This is a genomic window from Aeromonas sp. S12(2024) (assembly GCF_041402305.1).
GTDB lineage: Bacteria > Pseudomonadota > Gammaproteobacteria > Enterobacterales > Aeromonadaceae > Aeromonas > Aeromonas veronii.
The window spans coordinates 144,805-162,791 of record NZ_JBGLRB010000008.1; the positions used below are offsets into that span (position 1 = coordinate 144,805).

Consider the following 17,987-nt stretch of genomic DNA (forward strand, 5'->3'; position numbering starts at 1 on the left):
TGCCACCCTGCGCCGGGGTCTGCACCCGTCAGACTGATAAGTCGCAGGGGAGAGCGCATATCTTGCCATTGCACCTGTGACTCAGGATGTGCCTGTGGCAAGCAGCTCACCAGTAGTCCGGCTATTTGGGGTAGCTGATCTCGTTGATATACCAGCAGACGTCACCAACTGGCGTACGGACGATGGCTTCATCACCGACCTCTTTCTTGAGCAGGGCGCGGGCCATGGGGGAGTCGATGGAGATGTAATCCTTGCGCTCGAAGATCTCGTCATAGCCGACGATGCGAAAGCGCTTGGTCTCGCCCTCTTCGTTTTCCACCTCGACCCAGGCACCGAAGAAGACTTTGCCCTCCTGCGCGGGGGCATAGTCGACGATCCCCAGCTCTTCGAGACATTTGCGCAGGTAACGCACCCGCCGATCGATCTCCCGCAGTCGCTTCTTGTTGTACTGGTAGTCGGCATTTTCGCTGCGATCCCCCAGGCTGGCGGCCCATGCCACCTTTCTGGTGACCTCGGGGCGCTCCTGACGCCAGAGGAAATCGAGCTCTTCTTTCAGCTTGTTGTAGCCTTCGCGGGTGATCAGCTTTGTCTTCATGGTGATGCGGACCTGGTCAAAGAGGGGTAATCATCGCTAACTGCTCGGGAATATTAGCTTTTGTCCTCCTTCTGTCGAGAGAAATTGCGCCAGCTTGGCGGGAGCCATTCAGCGGTACTGGTCTGGAGGAGGGCTTGACGGCCGTCACGCTCTGATCATGGGTAATAACCGGTAACATATTTATGCTTTTCTCCCGCGATATCCCCCCCTAGTATGGTGGGCAGCTAAAGAATGAAGAGGCAAAGCAATGAGTCAGCAGCAATACAAGGTCCTGGTCGTGGACGATGACCTGAAATTACGTTCCCTGTTGGAGCGCTATCTCACCGAGCAGGGATTCGTAGTGCGCGGCGTGGCCAATGGCGAGCAGGCCGATCGCTTGCTGACTCGTGAAAATTTCAGCCTGATGGTGCTCGACCTGATGTTGCCGGGGGAGGATGGGCTCTCCATCTGCCGTCGTCTGCGGGAAGCGGGCAACCAGATCCCGGTGCTGATGCTCACCGCCAAGGGGGATGAAGTGGATCGCATCGTCGGGCTCGAGATGGGGGCTGATGACTATCTGCCCAAGCCGTTTAACCCCCGCGAACTGCTGGCGCGGATCCGTGCCGTGCTGCGCCGCCATACCGTCGAGCTGCCGGGGGCTCCCTCTGCTGCAGAAAAGGTGGTCAACTTCGGAGCTTTTCAACTCAATCTCGCGACCCGCGAGCTGAGTCGGGATGGCGAGCCGATGGCGCTCACCAGCGGTGAATTTGCGGTGCTCAAGGTGCTGGTCAGCCATCCGCGCGAGCCGCTCTCCCGCGACAAGCTGATGAATCTGGCCCGTGGTCGTGAATACACCGCCACCGAGCGCAGCATCGACGTGCAGGTCTCTCGCCTGCGCCGCCTGCTGGAACAGGATCCGGCCCAGCCCCGCTACCTGCAGACCGTGTGGGGTCTGGGGTATGTGTTCGTGCCAGATGGTGACGGTGCATGAAAAAGGTCGGCAGCATGTTTTCCCGCATGCTCTGGTTTCTGGCCGCCGTCCTGGTGGTCTATCAAGCGGTCTCCTACGTCACCTTCTACAACTATCTGCTGGCGCCAACCGTCAAGCAGATCAGTCACTTGCTGGCCAATCAGGTCAAGCTGATCTTTCCGGTCAACACTGAACAACTGGCGCTGAGCGAAGATGCCGAGGCGCTGGTCTATGTGACAACCGGTACCGACATCTATACCCAGAGCGAGGCGGTGCAACATGGCTTCAACGATGCCAAGCCATACCCCTATCTGGAGGAAAACATCAGTCGCGAGTTGGGTGGCCCGGCCAAGGTGCGGGTCGAGATCCAGGATCACTACATCATCTGGATCCAGCCGCCGCAGGCCAGCAAAATCTGGGTGCGGATCCCGCTGACCGAGATTGAAGATGACGATATCGAACCCCTCATCATCTATCTGAGCGTGCTGCTGGTGATCACTCTGTTTGCGGCCTGGCGCTTTGCCCGCCAGCTGGTGCGCCCGCTCGAGGATCTCGAAGCTGGCGCTGTTGCGGTGGCCAGAGGCCATTTCCCCGAGGCGCTGGGGGAGCTGGGTTCACGGGAAGTAAGGCGACTGACCCGCACCTTCAACCATATGTCCCACTCCATCAAGAGCCTGCTCGAAGAGCGTAACCTGATGATGGCGGGGGTTTCCCACGATCTGCGTACCCCGCTGACCCGCATCCGGCTGGCGACCGAGATGATGTCCTCCGGTGACGAGTACCTCAAGGAGAGCATCAATGCCGATATCGATGAGTCCAATGCCATCATCGATCAGTTTATCGATTACATCCGCCCGGATGAGGGGCAGGCTCCGGTACCTGTCGATCTGACCCAGCTGGTGCACGATACCCTGTTGATCTATTCGGAGCAGGGGCTGGAGGTCGATCTGGCGCTGCCACAAGAGGCAGTGCGGGTGGCCTGCAATCCGGTCAGTATCCGGCGGGTGTTGAACAACCTCTCAAGCAACTCGCAGCGTTATGGGGCGAGCCGCTTGTATGCCGAGTTGAAGGACGATGGACACTGGGTGCGCCTGCGCCTCTCCGATGATGGCCCCGGCATTCCGGAGCAGGACTATTCCCGGGTGCTCAAGCCGTTTACTCAGGGGAATGTGGCGCGGACCGTTGGCGGCAGTGGCTTGGGGTTGGCCATCGTGGCCAAGATAGTCGCCCAGCACCACGGCACTATCCGGTTGGGAAGCTCGGATCTCGGCGGCTTGCTGGTCGAGATGCGGCTGCCGAAACATCAGCCACAGGAGTGGATGGATTGAGAGAAGGTCGTATCCGTGGATACGCCCTTCTGCATGGTCAGCTCTTGGTTTCGACTGATGCTCGATAGCGTTTGCCGTACTTGAGCTGCTGGATCAACAGGGCGGCAACGATGAGCGCCAACCCGATTGGGGTGGCTGGATGGATGGCTTCGCCGATCAACAGGTTGAGCAGCACCAGTGAGGCAAACGGCGAGATAAAGATGAGGTTGCTGATGGGGGCCGTGTTGGTGGCATGGCGCAGCGCCATCAGCCAGAGCACGAAACCGAAGCCCATTTCGAACAGTCCCACATAGATGGCACCAGCCCATCCCTGCCAGGCGGTCATGGCAAAATCGGAGAGCAACCAGGTTGCCACGACGATAAAAGGCAGGCTGATCATAAAGCCGAGCAACAGGCTGACGATGGGATCGCCCTGATTGCGGGTGTTGAGGATCCAGTAGCTGGCCCAGATGAGGGTCGAGACCAGCGCCAGTGTCACGCCGAGGGGGCTGTCGAACTGAAGGCCGAATACATCCCCTCTGGTGGCGATCACCAGCGCGCCAAAATACCCCAGCACGATAGCGATGCCATCGCGCCGACGCAGCTTCTGACCGAGGAAGGGGACAGCCAGCAGACTGAGGGTAATGGCCCAGGTGTAGTTGAGGGTCTGTGCCTGCTGGGCAGGCAGCAGATCATAGGCTTTGAACAGCAACAGATAATAGAGAAAGGGATTCAGCACGCCCAGAGTCAGGTAGTAGAAAGGGCGGGCTTTGATGTAGCTCCTCAGCAGCGGCAATTTGCCCTGTTTGGCGACGACGGCTGTCAGCGTGAGAGTCGAGGTGAAGGCGGCCACAAGCAACAGTTGCACAGGTTCGAAATAGGCGAGGGAGATTTTGAAGGCTGTGGCGACCGTCGACCAGAGGGCAACGGCGCAAAGGCCATACTGATAGGCTTTCTTTTGATCTTTGAGCATGGGATGTTGTTCCACTGACAGAGGCAAGCACACAGTCTACCAGTCTGCTTGTAACATTGTCGTTACCTGGGTGTTGGCAGCAGAGTGCGTTGCCGCAGGCGAGATCCATCTGTCACATAAAACTGCGCATAATCTGTTCGCTCGCCCTTGCGCAAATTTGAAAAATCCGTATAATCCCCTCCGCTTACCCATGAGGTAAGCCAGACGATATGTCTGCTGCTGAGTTTCCTGTTTACAGGAGCCAGCCATACAGTCCTCCCGATATGGGGGGAAACGTGAAAAATCACACCTCTGGCGGGAGAAATCTCGGTCGGGCGGTGTTGATTTATGTTCTTTTATCTATTGGAGCTCTGTCAATGCAGAACCAAAGAATCCGTATCCGCCTGAAGGCTTTTGATCATCGCCTGATTGATCAATCCACTGCGGAAATCGTTGAAACTGCTAAGCGCACTGGCGCGCAGGTTCGCGGTCCTATTCCGCTGCCGACTCGCAAAGAGCGCTTCACCGTCCTGATCTCCCCGCACGTCAACAAAGATGCGCGTGATCAGTACGAGATCCGCACTCACAAGCGTCTGGTAGACATCGTTGAGCCGACTGACAAGACCGTAGACGCCCTGATGCGTCTGGATCTGGCAGCTGGTGTAGACGTCCAGATCAGCCTGGGTTAATTACGGAAAGAGGTTGATAACAATGACAATCGGTCTTGTAGGTCGCAAAGTGGGTATGACTCGCATCTTCACTGAAGATGGCGTTTCTATCCCGGTGACTGTTATCGAAGTTGAAGCTAACCGTGTAACTCAGGTCAAATCTGTAGAAACCGACGGCTACAACGCTATTCAGGTTACCACTGGCGCCAAGAAAGCCAGCCGTGTGACCAAGCCGGAAGCTGGCCACTTCGCCAAAGCTGGTGTAGAAGCCGGTCGCGGTCTGTGGGAATTCCGCCTGAACAACGGTGAAACTTTCACTGTTGGTAGCGAGCTGAAAGTAGATCTTCTCGCTGACGTTAAGCTGGTAGACGTTACCGGCACATCCAAAGGTAAGGGCTTTGCTGGTACTGTTAAGCGCCACAACTTCCGCACCCAGGATATGACCCACGGTAACTCCTTGTCTCACCGCGTTCCGGGTTCTATCGGTCAGAACCAGACTCCGGGTCGTGTATTCAAGGGCAAAAAGATGGCTGGTCACATGGGTGCTGAGCGTGTAACGACTCAGAACCTGGAACTGGTTCGTGTTGACGCTGAACGCAACCTGCTGCTCATCAAAGGTGCAGTACCGGGTGCAACCAACGGCAACGTGATCGTCAAACCTGCCGTCAAAGCGTAACGTCTGAGGAGATAGTAATGGAATTGGTAATGAAAGACGCCAAGAGCGCTCTTGAAGTTTCCGAGACTACCTTCGGGCGCGAATTCAACGAAGCTCTGGTTCACCAGGTCGTCGTTGCATATGCCGCTGGTGCCCGTCAGGGTACTCGTGCGCAGCTGACTCGCTCTGAAGTGTCTGGTGGCGGCAAAAAGCCGTGGCGTCAGAAGGGTACTGGTCGTGCCCGTGCTGGCTCCATCCGTTCGCCCATCTGGCGTTCCGGTGGTGTGACTTTTGCTGCTAAGCCGCAAGATCACAGCCAGAAAGTAAACAAGAAGATGTACCGCGGCGCTATCCGTAGCATTCTGTCCGAGCTGGTACGTCAAGAGCGCCTGATCGTTGTTGAGAAGTTCGGCATCGAAGCTCCGAAGACCAAAGAACTGATCGCCAAGCTGAAAGAAATGGAACTGACTGACGTTCTGATCGTGACTGCTGAAGTCGATGAGAACCTGTTCCTGGCTGCTCGCAACCTGTACAAAGTTGACGTGCGTGACGTTGCCGGTATCGACCCGGTCAGCCTGATCGCTTTCGACAAGGTTCTGATGACTGCTGACGCAGTTAAGCAAATCGAGGAGATGCTGGCATGATCCGTGAAGAGCGTCTGCTGAAAGTTCTGAAGGCTCCGCACATCTCTGAAAAGAGCACCATGGTTGCAGAAAAGCAGAACACTATCGTGTTCAAAGTTGCTGTTGATGCTACCAAGGCGGAAGTCAAAGCTGCAGTTGCGAAACTGTTCGAGGTCGAAGTTGAGACCGTCCGTACCCTGAACATGAAGGGTAAGACCAAGCGCGCAGGTGCACGCGTAGGCCGTCGTTCCGATTGGAAAAAGGCTTATGTGACCCTGAAAGCTGGTCAGGACATCGACTTCATGGGCGCAGCCGAGTAAGAGGAGTTCTCAAAAATGGCAATCGTTAAGTGCAAGCCTACTTCTCCGGGCCGCCGCCACGTCGTCAAGATCGTCAATCAAGAGCTGTACAAGGGCAAGCCCTTCGCCGCTCTGCTGGACAGCAAAAGCAAGTCCGGTGGTCGTAACAACAACGGCCGTATCACTACCCGTCATATCGGTGGTGGTCACAAGCAGCACTACCGTATCGTCGACTTCAAGCGCGACAAAGACGGTATCCCGGCTAAAGTAGAGCGCCTGGAATACGATCCGAACCGTACCGCTAACATCGCTCTGGTGTTGTATGCAGACGGTGAGCGTCGTTACATCCTGGCTCCGAAAGGCCTGAAAGCTGGTGACGCGATCGCTTCTGGTGCTGATGCAGCCATCAAGGTAGGTAACGCCCTGCCGATGCGCAACATCCCGGTTGGTTCTACCGTTCACGCTGTAGAGATGAAGCCTGGTAAAGGTGCCCAGCTGGCTCGTTCCGCTGGTACTTTCATCCAGATCCTGGCTCGTGAAGGTAACTATGTAACTCTGCGTCTGCGTTCCGGCGAAGTACGTAAAGTTCTGGCCGAGTGCCGCGCTACCATCGGTGAAGTCGGTAACTCCGAGCACATGTTGCGTCAACTGGGTAAAGCCGGTGCAAACCGCTGGCGTGGTATTCGTCCGACCGTTCGCGGTATGGCGATGAACCCGGTTGACCACCCGCACGGTGGTGGTGAGGGTCGTAACAAGGGCATGCAGCCTGTGTCCCCATGGGGCCAGAAGGCTAAAGGCTTCAAGACCCGTAAGAACAAGCGTACCGACAAGTACATCGTACGTCGTCGTAACAAGTAATTGTTAACATAGAGGAATCACCATGCCACGTTCTCTCAAGAAGGGTCCATTTATTGACCTGCACTTGCTGAAGAAGGTAGAGAAAGCGGTGGAAAGCGGGGATAAAAAGCCGGTTAAAACCTGGTCCCGTCGTTCAATGATCATCCCGAACATGATCGGTTTGACCATCGCTGTCCATAATGGTCGTCAGCACGTTCCGGTTTTCGTTACCGAAGAAATGATCGGTCACAAACTGGGTGAATTCGCACCGACTCGTACTTATCGCGGCCATGCTGCTGATAAGAAGGCTAAGAAGCGCTAAGGGATAAATGATGGAAGCTATCGCTAAACACCGTTATGCCCGTACTTCTGCCCAGAAAGCTCGTCTGGTAGCCGATCAAGTACGTGGTCTGTCCGTAGACAAGGCTCTGAATATCCTGACCTTCAGCCCGAAAAAGGCTGCAGTGCTGGTTAAGAAAGTGCTGGAATCTGCCATTGCAAACGCTGAGCACAACGAAGGCGCCGATATCGACGCGCTGCGTGTTGCTACTATCATGGTCGACGAAGGTCCCTCCATGAAGCGCATCCGTCCGCGTGCCAAAGGTCGTGCGGATCGTATCCTCAAGCGTACCGCTCACATCACTGTAGTGGTATCCGACGCTAAGGCTGGGAGATAAGCAATGGGTCAGAAAGTACATCCTAATGGCATTCGCCTGGGTATTACCAAGCCTTGGAATTCTACCTGGTTCGCGAACACCAAAGACTTCGCTGACAACCTGTACAGCGATTTTCAAGTACGCCAGTTCCTGACCAAGGAACTGAAAAACGCGTCCTTGTCCAAGATCACCATTGAGCGTCCGGCCAAGAGCATCCGTGTGACCATTCACACCGCTCGTCCGGGTGTTGTCATCGGTAAGAAAGGCGAAGACGTTGAGAAGCTGCGCAAAGCTGTAGCCACTATCGCTGGCGTGCCTGCTCAGATCAACATTTCCGAAGTCCGCAAGCCGGAGCTGGATGGCAAACTCGTTGCCGACAGCATCACTTCCCAGCTGGAGCGTCGTGTAATGTTCCGTCGTGCTATGAAGCGCGCCGTACAGAACGCAATGCGCCTGGGTGCCAAGGGCATCAAAGTGGAAGTTTCCGGTCGTCTGGGCGGCGCTGAAATCGCGCGTACCGAATGGTACCGTGAAGGTCGTGTGCCGTTGCACACCCTGCGTGCCGACATCGACTACGCAACTTCTGAAGCCCACACCACTTACGGTGTGATCGGCGTTAAAGTTTGGATCTTCAAGGGCGAAGTTCTGGGCGGTCTGGCTGCTGTTAACGCTGCCGCTGCTCAAGAGCAAGCTCCTGCAAAGCCCAAGCGTGACAACAAGCGCCGCGCTGCTAAGTAAGGAGATTCGGTAAATGTTGCAACCTAAGCGTACTAAATTCCGCAAGACCCACAAGGGTCGTAACCGCGGTCTGGCCACCTCTGGTAACGAAGTATCCTTCGGTACCTTTGGCCTGAAGGCGACATCCCGTGGTCAACTGACTGCTCGTCAAATCGAAGCAGCCCGTCGTGCCATGACCCGTCACGTTAAGCGTCAAGGTAAGATCTGGATCCGTGTGTTCCCGGACAAGCCCATCACCGAAAAGCCCCTCGAAGTTCGTATGGGTAAAGGTAAGGGTAACGTGGAATACTGGGTTTGCCCGATCCAGCCTGGCAAGGTTCTGTACGAGATGGACGGTGTACCTGAGGCTCTGGCGCGTGAAGCGTTTGCCCTGGCCGCAGCTAAGCTGTCTGTTCAGACCACTTTCGTAATTAAGACGGTGATGTGATGAAAGCCCAAGATCTGCGTCAAAAGAGCGTCGAAGAACTGAACCAGGAGCTGCTGGGCCTGCTGCGTGAGCAATTCAACATGCGCATGCAAGCGTCCACCGGCCAGCTGGCTCAGACTCACACTCTGAAACAAGTGCGTCGTGACGTCGCACGTATCAAGACTGTACTGACTGAGAAGGCAGGTGCGTAATGACTGACAAGATCCGTACTCTGCAAGGTCGTGTAATCAGCGACAAGATGGACAAGTCCATCACTGTTGCTATCGAGCGCAAGGTAAAGCACCCGATCTACGGTAAGATCATCAAGCGCACTACCAAGCTGCACGTGCATGACGAAAACAACGAGTGCAAAGCTGGCGACCTCGTGGAAATCCGCGAATGCCGCCCGCTGTCCAAGACCAAGTCCTGGACCCTGGTTGCCGTTGTAGAAAAGGCCTAATCGGTACTTTGTAGTCCAAGCGGCCCCTTTCAGGGGCCGTTTGTTTTTTAGGCTACCTTTTCTGAAAATCCTGTGTTATAGTTTCGCGCCTTTTGAAGGCAGCCAGATCCCATTAGGGATAAGAAGTAAACAAAGCGGAGCACTAAGATGATCCAGATGCAAAGTATGCTGGGTGTTGCCGACAACTCCGGCGCTCGCAGTGTAATGTGTATTAAGGTTCTGGGTGGCTCGCACCGCCGTTACGCCGGCATCGGCGACATCATCAAGGTTTCCATCAAGGAAGCCATTCCTCGCGGTAAAGTGAAGAAAGGTGATGTGTATAACGCGGTGGTCGTACGCACCCGTAAAGGCGTTCGTCGTCCGGACGGCTCTGTCATCCGTTTCGACAACAATGCGGCTGTGTTGCTTAACAACAACCAACAGCCAATCGGTACTCGTATTTTTGGCCCGGTGACCCGTGAACTGCGTAATGAGAAGTTCATGAAGATTGTGTCCCTGGCACCCGAAGTACTGTAAGGAGTCGAACGATGGCAGCTAAAATCCGTCGCGAAGACGAAGTGATTGTTCTTACCGGCAAAGACAAGGGCAAGCGTGGCAAAGTCACTCAAGTCCTGATTGCAAAAGGTAAGGTAATCGTGGAAGGCATCAACCAGGTGAAGAAACACCAGAAGCCGGTACCCGCACTGGGTCAGGCTGGCGGTATCGTCACCAAAGAAGCCCCCATCGATGTATCAAACGTAGCGCTGTTCAACTCTGCCACTGGCAAAGCTGACCGCGTTGGTTTCCGGATTGAAGACGGCAAAAAAGTCCGTTTCTTCAAATCCACCGGCGAACTTGTGAAGTAATTGGAGTTTAACGATGGCGAAACTGCATGATTACTACAAATCCGATGTAGTAAATGAACTGTCAAAGCAGTTCGGTTACAAGACTATCATGCAAGTCCCTCGGATCGAGAAAATCACCCTGAACATGGGTGTTGGTGAAGCGATCTCTGACAAGAAGTTGCTGGAAAATGCTGCTGCCGATATGGCTGCCATTTCCGGTCAGAAGCCGCTGATCACCAAAGCTCGCAAATCTGTTGCGGGCTTCAAGATTCGTGAAGGCTACCCGATAGGTTGTAAAGTAACCCTGCGTGGCGAGCGTATGTGGGAGTTCCTGGAACGGCTGATCTGCATCTCCGTACCGCGTATCCGTGACTTCCGTGGCCTGAACGCTAAAGCGTTCGACGGTCGTGGTAACTACTCCATGGGCGTGCGTGAGCAGATCATCTTCCCGGAAATCGACTATGACAAAGTCGATCGCGTCCGTGGTCTGGATATCACCATCACCACTTCCGCGAATACCGATGAAGAAGGCCGTGCTCTGCTGGCTGCCTTTAACTTCCCATTCCGCAAGTAAGGTTAGGGTTATGGCTAAAACATCCATGAAAGCGCGCGAAGCAAAGCGTGCCAAGCTGGTAGCCAAGTACGCGACCAAGCGTGCCGAGCTGAAAGCTATCATCGTTGACATGAACGCTTCTGAAGAAGCGCGTTGGGATGCTGTACTGCAACTGCAACAGCTGCCCCGTGATTCCAGTCCGTCCCGCCAGCGTAACCGTTGCAATATTACTGGTCGTCCGCACGGTTTCCTGCGCAAGTTTGGCCTGTCTCGCATCAAGGTGCGTGAGCATGCCATGAAGGGCGAAATTCCGGGCCTGAAGAAGGCTTCTTGGTAACGAATCTCGGGAGTTAGACTTATGAGCATGCAAGATCCGATCGCGGATATGCTGACCCGCATCCGTAACGGTCAGGCGGCGAGCAAAGTTGCGGTTTCCATGCCTTCTTCCAAGCTGAAAGTGGCTATCGCCAAAGTGCTGAAAGAAGAAGGTTACATCGCTGGCTACTCCGTAGCTGGTGACGTGAAGCCGGAACTGGAAATTGAACTGAAATATTTCCAGGGCAAGCCAGTTGTAGAACTGATCCAACGCGTAAGCCGTCCAGGCCTGCGTATTTACAAGCGCACTACTGATCTGCCGAAAGTTATGGGCGGTCTCGGTGTTGCTATCGTGTCCACGTCTAAAGGTGTGATGACTGACCGTGCTGCTCGCAAAGCAAGCATGGGCGGTGAGATCATCTGCTACGTCGCTTAATAGGAGGTAGGAAATGTCTCGTGTTGCTAAGGCACCCGTCACTATTCCTGCTGGCGTAGAGGTGACTCTGAACGGCCAGGAACTGACCATCAAAGGTGGTAAAGGTTCTCTGGTTCGCTCTATTCACGCCGGTGTAGAAGTGACCAAAGAAGACAATGTACTGAAGTTCGCCCCGCGCGGCAGCATCGCTGGTGCTGACGCTCAGGCCGGTACTGCCCGTGCATTGGTCAACAACATGGTAATCGGTGTTACCCAAGGCTTCGAGCGCAAGCTGCAGCTGGTTGGTGTAGGTTATAAAGCCTCCATCAAGGGCAATGCTGTTGCGCTGGCTCTGGGCTTCTCTCACCCGGTAGAGCATGCGCTGCCGGCTGGTGTGACCGCTGAGTGCCCGACTGCTACAGAAATCGTTCTGCGTGGCGTCGACAAGCAGCTGGTTGGCCAAGTCGCCGCCGATATCCGTGCTTACCGCGCTCCGGAGCCCTACAAGGGCAAGGGTGTACGCTATGCCAACGAGCAAGTGCGTACTAAAGAAGCTAAGAAGAAGTAAGGTAACACTATGGACAAGAAAGCAGCTCGTCTCCGTCGTGCTACTCGTGCTCGGAAAAAGATGCAGGAACTGGGAGCTACCCGTCTGGTTGTTCACCGTACCCCGCGTCATATCTATGCGCAGGTTATTGCAGCCAACGGTTCCGAAGTTCTGGCCTCTGCTTCCACAGTAGAGAAAGCCATCAGTGAAGCTCTGAAATACACCGGTAACGCAGATGCTGCTACCGCTGTAGGTAAGGCTATCGCTGAGCGTGCTATTGCCAAAGGCGTTCAGAACGTATCTTTCGATCGTTCCGGTTTCAAGTATCACGGTCGCATCGCTGCCCTGGCAGCTGCCGCACGTGACGCTGGTCTTCAGTTCTAAGCTAGGAGTCGAAGATGGCTAAAGTCGAATCTCAAGCCGGCGAACTGCAAGAAAAGCTCATTGCAGTAAACCGTGTTTCGAAAACTGTTAAAGGTGGTCGTATCATGTCCTTCACCGCGTTGACCGTGGTGGGTGATGGTAACGGCCGTGTAGGTTACGGTTACGGTAAAGCCCGTGAAGTTCCGGCTGCTATTCAAAAAGCAATGGAACAGGCTAAGCGTAACCTGAACAAGGTTGAGCTGAACAACGGCACTCTGCACCACCCGGTGCGTGGTGTTCACTCTGGCTCCACCGTGTTCATGAAGCCGGCCTCCCAAGGTACTGGTATCATTGCAGGCGGCGCTATGCGTGCTGTTCTGGAAGTTGCCGGTATCCACAACGTGCTGGCCAAGACCTACGGTTCCACCAACCCAATCAACGTTGTTCGCGCTACTGTAGACGCTCTGGTTCACGGTCAATCACCGGAACAGATCGCTGCCAAGCGTGGTCTGCGCGTTGAAGAAATTCTGGGGTAATGCGACATGGCTAACACTGTAAAAGTAACTCAAACTCGCAGCTCTATCGGCCGTCTGCCAAAGCACAAGGCGACTCTGCGTGGTCTGGGTCTGCGTCGCATTGGTCACACCGTTGAGCTGGAAGATACTCCTTGCGTACGCGGCATGATCAACCAGGTTTATTACATGGTTAAGGTGGAGGGCTAAGCATGCGTCTGAACACTCTGTCTCCGGCCGCTGGTTCCAAGCCTGAAAAACAACGTCGTGGTCGTGGTATCGGCTCCGGCTTGGGCAAGACTGGTGGTCGTGGTGTTAAAGGCCAAACCTCTCGTTCCGGTGGCGGCAAAGTTCGCAACGGTTTCGAAGGTGGCCAGATGCCTTTGAAAATCCGTCTGCCGAAGTTCGGTTTCTTCTCTCGCAAATCTTTGGTTTCTGCCGAAGTGCGTCTGAACGAAATCGCCCTGGTAGAAGGTGATGTGGTCGACCTGAGCACTCTGAAGCAAGCCGGTGTTGTTACTAAGAACATCGTGTTCGCTAAAGTTGTTCTGTCAGGCAACATTGACCGTGCTGTGACCGTTCGTGGTCTGTCCGTCACCAAAGGTGCACGCGCAGCCATCGAGGCCGCTGGCGGTAAAATCGAGGAATAATCAGTACAATGGCTAAGAAACCAGGATTGGATGTTAAAGCACAGGGTGGTCTGAGTGAACTGAAGAGCCGTCTGCTCTTCGTTCTCGGGGCGATTATCGTTTTCCGTGCAGGCTCTTATGTGCCGATTCCTGGTATTGACGCCGCCGTACTGGCCGAGTTGTTCCAGCAACAGAAGGGCACCATCATTGAGATGTTCAACATGTTCAGTGGTGGTGCACTCTCGCGTGCTTCTATTCTTGCGTTGGGGATCATGCCGTACATTTCGGCATCGATCATTATCCAGCTGCTGACAGTGGTTCACCCCGCTCTTGCTGAACTCAAGAAAGAAGGTGAATCCGGCCGTCGCAAGATTAGCCAATATACCCGTTGGGGCACGCTGGTTTTGGGAACTTTCCAGGCCATTGGTATTGCAACCGGTCTGCCGAATATGATGCATGGACTCGTGACTAATCCGGGTCTAGGATTCTATTTCACAGCGGTTGTGAGTCTGGTCACCGGTACCATGTTTTTGATGTGGTTGGGTGAACAGATTACCGAGCGTGGGATTGGTAATGGTATCTCGTTGATTATTTTCACAGGTATCGTTGCTGGTCTGCCGCATGCCATTGGCGCTACGGCCGAACAGGCACGTCAAGGGGAATTGCACATCCTGCTGTTGTTGTTGCTGGGCTTGATTGTTTTCGCAGTGACTTACTTTGTGGTGTTCGTGGAGCGTGGTCAGCGTCGTATCGTCGTTAACTATGCCAAGCGTCAACAAGGCCGCCAGGTATTTGCCGCGCAAAGCACACACCTGCCGTTGAAAGTGAATATGGCTGGTGTGATTCCTGCGATTTTCGCATCCAGTATCATCCTCTTCCCGGGGACCATTACCTCTTGGTTTGGTCAGGGTGAGGGTAAAGTAGCTGATATCCTGCAACAGGTCTCTATGGTCCTGCAGCCGGGTCAACCGCTTTACGAGATGCTGTATGCAGCAGCCATTATCTTCTTCTGCTTCTTCTATACCGCGCTGGTGTTCAACCCCCGCGAGACAGCAGATAATCTGAAGAAGAGTGGAGCCTTTATCCCGGGGATCCGCCCGGGCGAGCAGACAGCACGTTACATCGATAAGGTTATGACTCGCCTGACATTGGCAGGTGCGCTCTATATAACCTTTATCTGTCTGGTACCCCAGTTCTTGATGACTGCCTGGAACGTACAGTTCTACTTCGGTGGCACTTCGCTGCTGATTATTGTGGTAGTTATCATGGACTTCATGGCTCAGGTACAAACCCATATGATGTCTCATCAATATGGCGACGTCCTGAGGAAGGCCAACCTGAAGGGCTACGGCCGCTAAAGGTCGGCGTAGTTACGGAGTTAAGCAATGAAAGTTCGTGCTTCCGTTAAGGCAATCTGCCGTAACTGCAAAATCATCAAGCGTCACGGTGTGGTGCGTGTGATTTGCAGCGAGCCAAAGCATAAACAGCGCCAAGGCTAATTTTTTACGGTTAGTACTTGCAACAAATAGTTGTGCTGGCTAATATAGCCAGCCAACTTTTGTTGTGTATTGGTTGACCGCCACGTATCCGCTCACGGGCTTTGTGGTGGTCGTAATCTACTATATGTAGGAGTGAATAGTGGCCCGTATCGCTGGCATTAACATTCCTGACCATAAGCATGCAGTCATCGCTTTGACTGCTATTTATGGCGTCGGTCGTACCCGCTCCAAGGCCATCTGTGCCGCAGCCGGTATCGCTGAGAATGTGAAAATTAAAGACCTGGACGAAGCTCAGATCGAGAGTCTGCGTGAACAAGTAGGTAAATTCACCGTTGAAGGTGACCTGCGTCGTCAGATTTCCATGAACATCAAGCGATTGATGGATCTGGGTTGCTACCGTGGTTTGCGTCACCGTCGTAGCCTGCCTGTTCGTGGTCAACGTACCAAGACCAACGCTCGTACCCGTAAGGGTCCGCGCAAGGCTATCAAGAAGTAACGGGAAGGTAGAAAATGGCTAAAACTCCGACTCGTGCTCGCAAGCGCGTTAAAAAGCAAGTGAGCGACGGTATTGCGCACGTTCATGCATCTTTCAACAACACAATCGTGACCATTACTGACCGTCAGGGCAATGCTCTGTCTTGGGCTACTTCTGGTGGTTCCGGTTTCCGTGGTTCTCGTAAGTCCACCCCGTTCGCTGCTCAGGTAGCTGCCGAGCGTGCTGGTGAGATGGCCAAAGAATATGGCGTCAAGAACCTGGAAGTCATGGTCAAAGGTCCGGGTCCCGGTCGTGAGTCTTCCATCCGCGCCCTGAACGCGGCTGGTTTCCGCATCACTAACATTACTGATGTGACTCCGATCCCGCACAACGGTTGTCGTCCTCCCAAGAAGCGCCGCGTATAACGCTGTAGCTACTTGGTCTAGGATTGTTGGAGAAAGAAGATGGCAAGATATATCGGTCCTAAGCTTAAGCTTAGCCGTCGTGAGGGCACCGACCTCTTCCTGAAGTCAGGTGTTCGTGCGATTGATTCTAAGTGCAAGATTGACACCGCCCCTGGTCAGCACGGTGCGCGTAAAGCGCGTCTGTCCGACTACGGTGTTCAGCTGCGCGAGAAACAAAAAGTTCGTCGTATCTACGGCGTATTGGAAAAACAGTTCCGCAACTACTACCGCGACGCTGCCCGTCAAAAGGGTAACACCGGTGAAAACCTGTTGCAGCTGCTGGAAGGTCGTTTGGACAACGTTGTTTACCGTATGGGCTTCGGCGCTACCCGTGCTGAATCTCGTCAGCTGGTGAGCCACAAGGCCATCATGGTAAACGGTCGCGTTGTGAACATTCCTTCTTTCCAGGTTTCCCCTGAGGACGTGATCTGCGTTCGTGAGAAGGCTAAGAAGCAAGCGCGTATCAAAGCTTCCCTGGAAGTTGCTGGTCAGCGTGAGAAGCCGACTTGGGTAGAGGTTGACGCCGCTAAAATGGAAGGTGCTTTCAAGCGTCTGCCAGAGCGTTCCGACCTGTCTGCCGACATTAACGAACAGCTGATCGTCGAGCTTTACTCCAAGTAAAGCTAGCTTCTAAAGAGAGGACACAATGCTGGGTTCTGTAACAGATTTTCTTAAACCGCGGCTAGTTGACATCGAGCAAGTTAGCCCGACTCATGCGAAAGTGACTCTTGAGCCACTCGAGCGTGGCTTTGGTCACACGCTGGGCAACGCCCTGCGTCGTATTTTGCTGTCATCTATGCCCGGTTGTGCAGTTACTGAAGTCGAAATTGACGGGGTACTGCATGAGTACAGCAGCAAAGAAGGTGTACAGGAAGACATTCTTGAAATCCTGCTCAACCTGAAAGGTATCGCTGTGAAGCTGGAAGGCAAGGACGAGGTAACTCTGTCCCTGACCAAGTCTGGAACAGGCCCCGTTACCGCTGGTGATATCACTCACGGTGATGAAGTCGAGATCGTAAACCCGGAGCACGTAATCTGCCACCTGACTGGTGCCAATGCTGAAATCAGCATGCGCCTGAAAGTTCAGCGCGGTCGTGGTTATGTGCCTGCTTCTGCTCGTGTTCACAACGATGACGAAGAGCGTCCTATTGGTCGCCTGCTGCTGGACTCCGCGTTCAGCCCCATCGTTCGTATTGCCTACAATGTTGAGGCAGCACGTGTGGAACAGCGTACCGACTTGGACAAGCTGGTCATCGACATGGAGACCAATGGTACTCTGGATCCTGAAGAAGCCATCCGTCGTTCTGCCACTATTCTGGCCGAGCAACTGGAAGCCTTCGTGGATCTGCGCGATGTCAGCGTGCCCGAGAAGAAAGAAGAGAAACCCGAGTTTGATCCGATTCTGCTACGTCCTGTCGATGATTTGGAGCTGACAGTTCGTTCTGCGAACTGTCTGAAGGCAGAAGCTATCCACTATATTGGTGATCTGGTACAGCGTACCGAAGTTGAGTTGCTTAAGACTCCTAACCTCGGTAAGAAGTCCCTGACTGAGATCAAGGACGTGTTGGCCTCCCGTGGTCTGTCTCTTGGCATGCGCCTTGAGAACTGGCCGCCCGCCAGCATCGCTGACGAGTAATCCAGATTACGGGTTTCACAGATTTAGTTAGAAGGATAAGGTCATGCGCCATCGTTTGAGTGGTCGTCAACTGAACCGGAACAGCAGCCATCGTCAGGCTATGTTCCGCAACATGGCCAGCTCCCTGGTTCGTCATGAGATCATCAAGACGACTCTGCCTAAGGCAAAAGAGCTGCGTCGTGTAGTTGAACCGCTGATCACCCTTGCCAAGACTGATAGCGTTGCTAATCGTCGTCTGGCATTTGCCCGCACTCGCGACAACGCGATCGTGGCTAAGCTGTTCAATGAACTGGGCCCGCGCTACCTGGAGCGCGCCGGCGGTTATACTCGCATTCTGAAATGTGGTTTCCGTGCTGGCGACAACGCCCCTATGGCTTATATTGAGCTGGTAGACCGCCCGGCCGCTGCTGAAGCAGCTGCTGAGTGATAAAGAAAAAGCCGGGCTTGTCCCGGCTTTTCTTTTAATCCTGTCCCGTCCTGAATATGGTTTACACCTTTCCCCCCAATAAATGGAGAACCCGATGGGACAAGGTGTGAAACGGACACAGCGCGATTACTCGCTGACTTTTAAACTGTCACTGGTCGAGCAGATTGAAAAAGGCGAGCTCAC

32 protein-coding genes are annotated in these 17,987 nt (G+C 54.2%); 30 read left to right on the forward strand and 2 right to left on the reverse strand.

Going from position 1 to position 17,987, the window contains the following annotated elements; all coding sequences use genetic code 11:
• Positions 1–121 precede the first annotated feature (121 nt).
• Positions 122–595, reverse strand: coding sequence for a transcription elongation factor GreB (gene greB, locus ACB035_RS10175; RefSeq protein ID WP_005355349.1), 474 nt, complete (start codon positions 593–595; stop codon positions 122–124).
• 247 nt (positions 596–842) lie between these two features.
• Here greB and ompR point away from each other — a divergent pair, with 247 nt between their 5' ends.
• Both ompR and envZ read left to right on the forward strand, forming a co-directional pair.
• Positions 843–1,565: a two-component system response regulator OmpR gene (ompR, locus tag ACB035_RS10180; RefSeq protein WP_005340625.1), complete on the forward strand. Its 723-nt coding sequence runs from the start codon at positions 843–845 to the stop codon at positions 1,563–1,565.
• Positions 1,562–2,872, forward strand: a complete 1,311-nt coding sequence (envZ, locus tag ACB035_RS10185; RefSeq protein ID WP_371167212.1) for a two-component system sensor histidine kinase EnvZ — start codon at positions 1,562–1,564, stop codon at positions 2,870–2,872. The genes ompR and envZ overlap by 4 nt, the downstream gene beginning before the upstream one ends.
• A 37-nt stretch (positions 2,873–2,909) precedes the next feature.
• On the opposite strand, the gene ACB035_RS10190 is transcribed toward envZ, so the two are convergent.
• A complete protein-coding gene (locus ACB035_RS10190; protein WP_120416380.1) occupies positions 2,910–3,824 on the reverse strand; it encodes a DMT family transporter in 915 nt (304 codons plus the stop codon).
• 356 nt (positions 3,825–4,180) lie between these two features.
• Here ACB035_RS10190 and rpsJ point away from each other — a divergent pair, with 356 nt between their 5' ends.
• The 28 genes from rpsJ to rplQ all read left to right on the forward strand — a co-directional run bounded on the left by rpsJ (position 4,181) and on the right by rplQ (position 17,804).
• Positions 4,181–4,492, forward strand: coding sequence for a 30S ribosomal protein S10 (gene rpsJ / locus ACB035_RS10195; protein WP_005307944.1), 312 nt, complete (start codon positions 4,181–4,183; stop codon positions 4,490–4,492).
• Positions 4,493–4,514: 22 nt separating this feature from the next.
• Positions 4,515–5,147 carry a 50S ribosomal protein L3 gene (gene rplC / locus ACB035_RS10200; protein WP_005340620.1) on the forward strand — a complete coding sequence of 211 codons (633 nt, stop codon included), beginning with the start codon at positions 4,515–4,517 and terminating at the stop codon, positions 5,145–5,147.
• Between the two features lie 17 nt (positions 5,148–5,164).
• The gene (gene rplD, locus ACB035_RS10205; protein WP_005340616.1) at positions 5,165–5,770 is read left to right on the forward strand and encodes a 50S ribosomal protein L4; all 606 of its coding nucleotides are present in this window, start codon (positions 5,165–5,167) and stop codon (positions 5,768–5,770) included.
• Positions 5,767–6,069 carry a 50S ribosomal protein L23 gene (rplW, locus tag ACB035_RS10210; RefSeq protein WP_005307955.1) on the forward strand — a complete coding sequence of 101 codons (303 nt, stop codon included), beginning with the start codon at positions 5,767–5,769 and terminating at the stop codon, positions 6,067–6,069. Before rplD ends, rplW begins: the two co-directional genes overlap by 4 nt.
• 15 nt (positions 6,070–6,084) lie before the next feature.
• On the forward strand, positions 6,085–6,906 hold the full coding sequence (gene rplB, locus ACB035_RS10215) for a 50S ribosomal protein L2 (RefSeq protein ID WP_005340614.1): 822 nt from the start codon (positions 6,085–6,087) through the stop codon (positions 6,904–6,906).
• A 22-nt stretch (positions 6,907–6,928) separates the two neighbouring features.
• Positions 6,929–7,207, forward strand: a complete 279-nt coding sequence (gene rpsS, locus ACB035_RS10220) for a 30S ribosomal protein S19 (RefSeq protein WP_005307960.1) — start codon at positions 6,929–6,931, stop codon at positions 7,205–7,207.
• 10 nt (positions 7,208–7,217) lie between these two features.
• On the forward strand, positions 7,218–7,562 hold the full coding sequence (rplV, locus tag ACB035_RS10225; RefSeq protein ID WP_005319741.1) for a 50S ribosomal protein L22: 345 nt from the start codon (positions 7,218–7,220) through the stop codon (positions 7,560–7,562).
• 3 nt (positions 7,563–7,565) lie between these two features.
• Entirely contained in the window at positions 7,566–8,279 is a 714-nt protein-coding gene (rpsC, locus tag ACB035_RS10230; RefSeq protein ID WP_005307962.1) for a 30S ribosomal protein S3, read from the forward strand.
• 13 nt (positions 8,280–8,292) lie between these two features.
• On the forward strand, positions 8,293–8,706 hold the full coding sequence (gene rplP / locus ACB035_RS10235; RefSeq protein WP_005340612.1) for a 50S ribosomal protein L16: 414 nt from the start codon (positions 8,293–8,295) through the stop codon (positions 8,704–8,706).
• Complete coding sequence (gene rpmC, locus ACB035_RS10240) at positions 8,706–8,897, forward strand: 50S ribosomal protein L29 (protein WP_005307965.1); 192 nt, start codon at positions 8,706–8,708, stop codon at positions 8,895–8,897. Before rplP ends, rpmC begins: the two co-directional genes overlap by 1 nt.
• Entirely contained in the window at positions 8,897–9,145 is a 249-nt protein-coding gene (gene rpsQ, locus ACB035_RS10245) for a 30S ribosomal protein S17 (protein ID WP_005307966.1), read from the forward strand. The genes rpmC and rpsQ overlap by 1 nt, the downstream gene beginning before the upstream one ends.
• Before the next feature lie 147 nt (positions 9,146–9,292).
• On the forward strand, positions 9,293–9,661 hold the full coding sequence (gene rplN, locus ACB035_RS10250; RefSeq protein WP_005307975.1) for a 50S ribosomal protein L14: 369 nt from the start codon (positions 9,293–9,295) through the stop codon (positions 9,659–9,661).
• 11 nt (positions 9,662–9,672) lie between these two features.
• Positions 9,673–9,990, forward strand: coding sequence for a 50S ribosomal protein L24 (rplX, locus tag ACB035_RS10255; RefSeq protein WP_005307977.1), 318 nt, complete (start codon positions 9,673–9,675; stop codon positions 9,988–9,990).
• Positions 9,991–10,003: 13 nt separating this feature from the next.
• Positions 10,004–10,543 carry a 50S ribosomal protein L5 gene (gene rplE / locus ACB035_RS10260; RefSeq protein ID WP_005331162.1) on the forward strand — a complete coding sequence of 180 codons (540 nt, stop codon included), beginning with the start codon at positions 10,004–10,006 and terminating at the stop codon, positions 10,541–10,543.
• Between the two features lie 10 nt (positions 10,544–10,553).
• Positions 10,554–10,859 (forward strand): 30S ribosomal protein S14, encoded by a 306-nt coding sequence (gene rpsN / locus ACB035_RS10265; protein ID WP_005340609.1) that lies wholly within the window; start codon positions 10,554–10,556, stop codon positions 10,857–10,859.
• 21 nt (positions 10,860–10,880) lie between these two features.
• A complete protein-coding gene (gene rpsH / locus ACB035_RS10270; RefSeq protein ID WP_005307980.1) occupies positions 10,881–11,273 on the forward strand; it encodes a 30S ribosomal protein S8 in 393 nt (130 codons plus the stop codon).
• Between the two features lie 13 nt (positions 11,274–11,286).
• Positions 11,287–11,820 (forward strand): 50S ribosomal protein L6, encoded by a 534-nt coding sequence (gene rplF, locus ACB035_RS10275; RefSeq protein ID WP_005340607.1) that lies wholly within the window; start codon positions 11,287–11,289, stop codon positions 11,818–11,820.
• Positions 11,821–11,829: 9 nt separating this feature from the next.
• Positions 11,830–12,183, forward strand: coding sequence for a 50S ribosomal protein L18 (rplR, locus tag ACB035_RS10280; protein WP_005340606.1), 354 nt, complete (start codon positions 11,830–11,832; stop codon positions 12,181–12,183).
• A 14-nt stretch (positions 12,184–12,197) separates the two neighbouring features.
• Entirely contained in the window at positions 12,198–12,698 is a 501-nt protein-coding gene (gene rpsE / locus ACB035_RS10285) for a 30S ribosomal protein S5 (protein ID WP_005340605.1), read from the forward strand.
• 6 nt (positions 12,699–12,704) lie between these two features.
• Complete coding sequence (gene rpmD / locus ACB035_RS10290) at positions 12,705–12,884, forward strand: 50S ribosomal protein L30 (protein WP_005307985.1); 180 nt, start codon at positions 12,705–12,707, stop codon at positions 12,882–12,884.
• 2 nt (positions 12,885–12,886) lie between these two features.
• Complete coding sequence (gene rplO, locus ACB035_RS10295) at positions 12,887–13,324, forward strand: 50S ribosomal protein L15 (RefSeq protein WP_005340604.1); 438 nt, start codon at positions 12,887–12,889, stop codon at positions 13,322–13,324.
• Positions 13,325–13,332: 8 nt separating this feature from the next.
• Complete coding sequence (secY, locus tag ACB035_RS10300; RefSeq protein ID WP_005340602.1) at positions 13,333–14,661, forward strand: preprotein translocase subunit SecY; 1,329 nt, start codon at positions 13,333–13,335, stop codon at positions 14,659–14,661.
• Positions 14,662–14,688: 27 nt separating this feature from the next.
• Positions 14,689–14,802, forward strand: a complete 114-nt coding sequence (gene rpmJ / locus ACB035_RS10305) for a 50S ribosomal protein L36 (protein ID WP_005319705.1) — start codon at positions 14,689–14,691, stop codon at positions 14,800–14,802.
• 139 nt (positions 14,803–14,941) lie between these two features.
• Complete coding sequence (gene rpsM, locus ACB035_RS10310) at positions 14,942–15,298, forward strand: 30S ribosomal protein S13 (protein WP_005307991.1); 357 nt, start codon at positions 14,942–14,944, stop codon at positions 15,296–15,298.
• Positions 15,299–15,312: 14 nt separating this feature from the next.
• Positions 15,313–15,702, forward strand: a complete 390-nt coding sequence (gene rpsK / locus ACB035_RS10315; RefSeq protein WP_005307993.1) for a 30S ribosomal protein S11 — start codon at positions 15,313–15,315, stop codon at positions 15,700–15,702.
• Between the two features lie 39 nt (positions 15,703–15,741).
• Positions 15,742–16,362: a 30S ribosomal protein S4 gene (gene rpsD, locus ACB035_RS10320; protein ID WP_005340600.1), complete on the forward strand. Its 621-nt coding sequence runs from the start codon at positions 15,742–15,744 to the stop codon at positions 16,360–16,362.
• 25 nt (positions 16,363–16,387) lie between these two features.
• Entirely contained in the window at positions 16,388–17,377 is a 990-nt protein-coding gene (gene rpoA, locus ACB035_RS10325) for a DNA-directed RNA polymerase subunit alpha (RefSeq protein WP_005307997.1), read from the forward strand.
• A gap of 43 nt (positions 17,378–17,420) precedes the next feature.
• On the forward strand, positions 17,421–17,804 hold the full coding sequence (gene rplQ, locus ACB035_RS10330; protein ID WP_005307999.1) for a 50S ribosomal protein L17: 384 nt from the start codon (positions 17,421–17,423) through the stop codon (positions 17,802–17,804).
• The last annotated feature ends 183 nt before the right edge of the window (positions 17,805–17,987 follow it).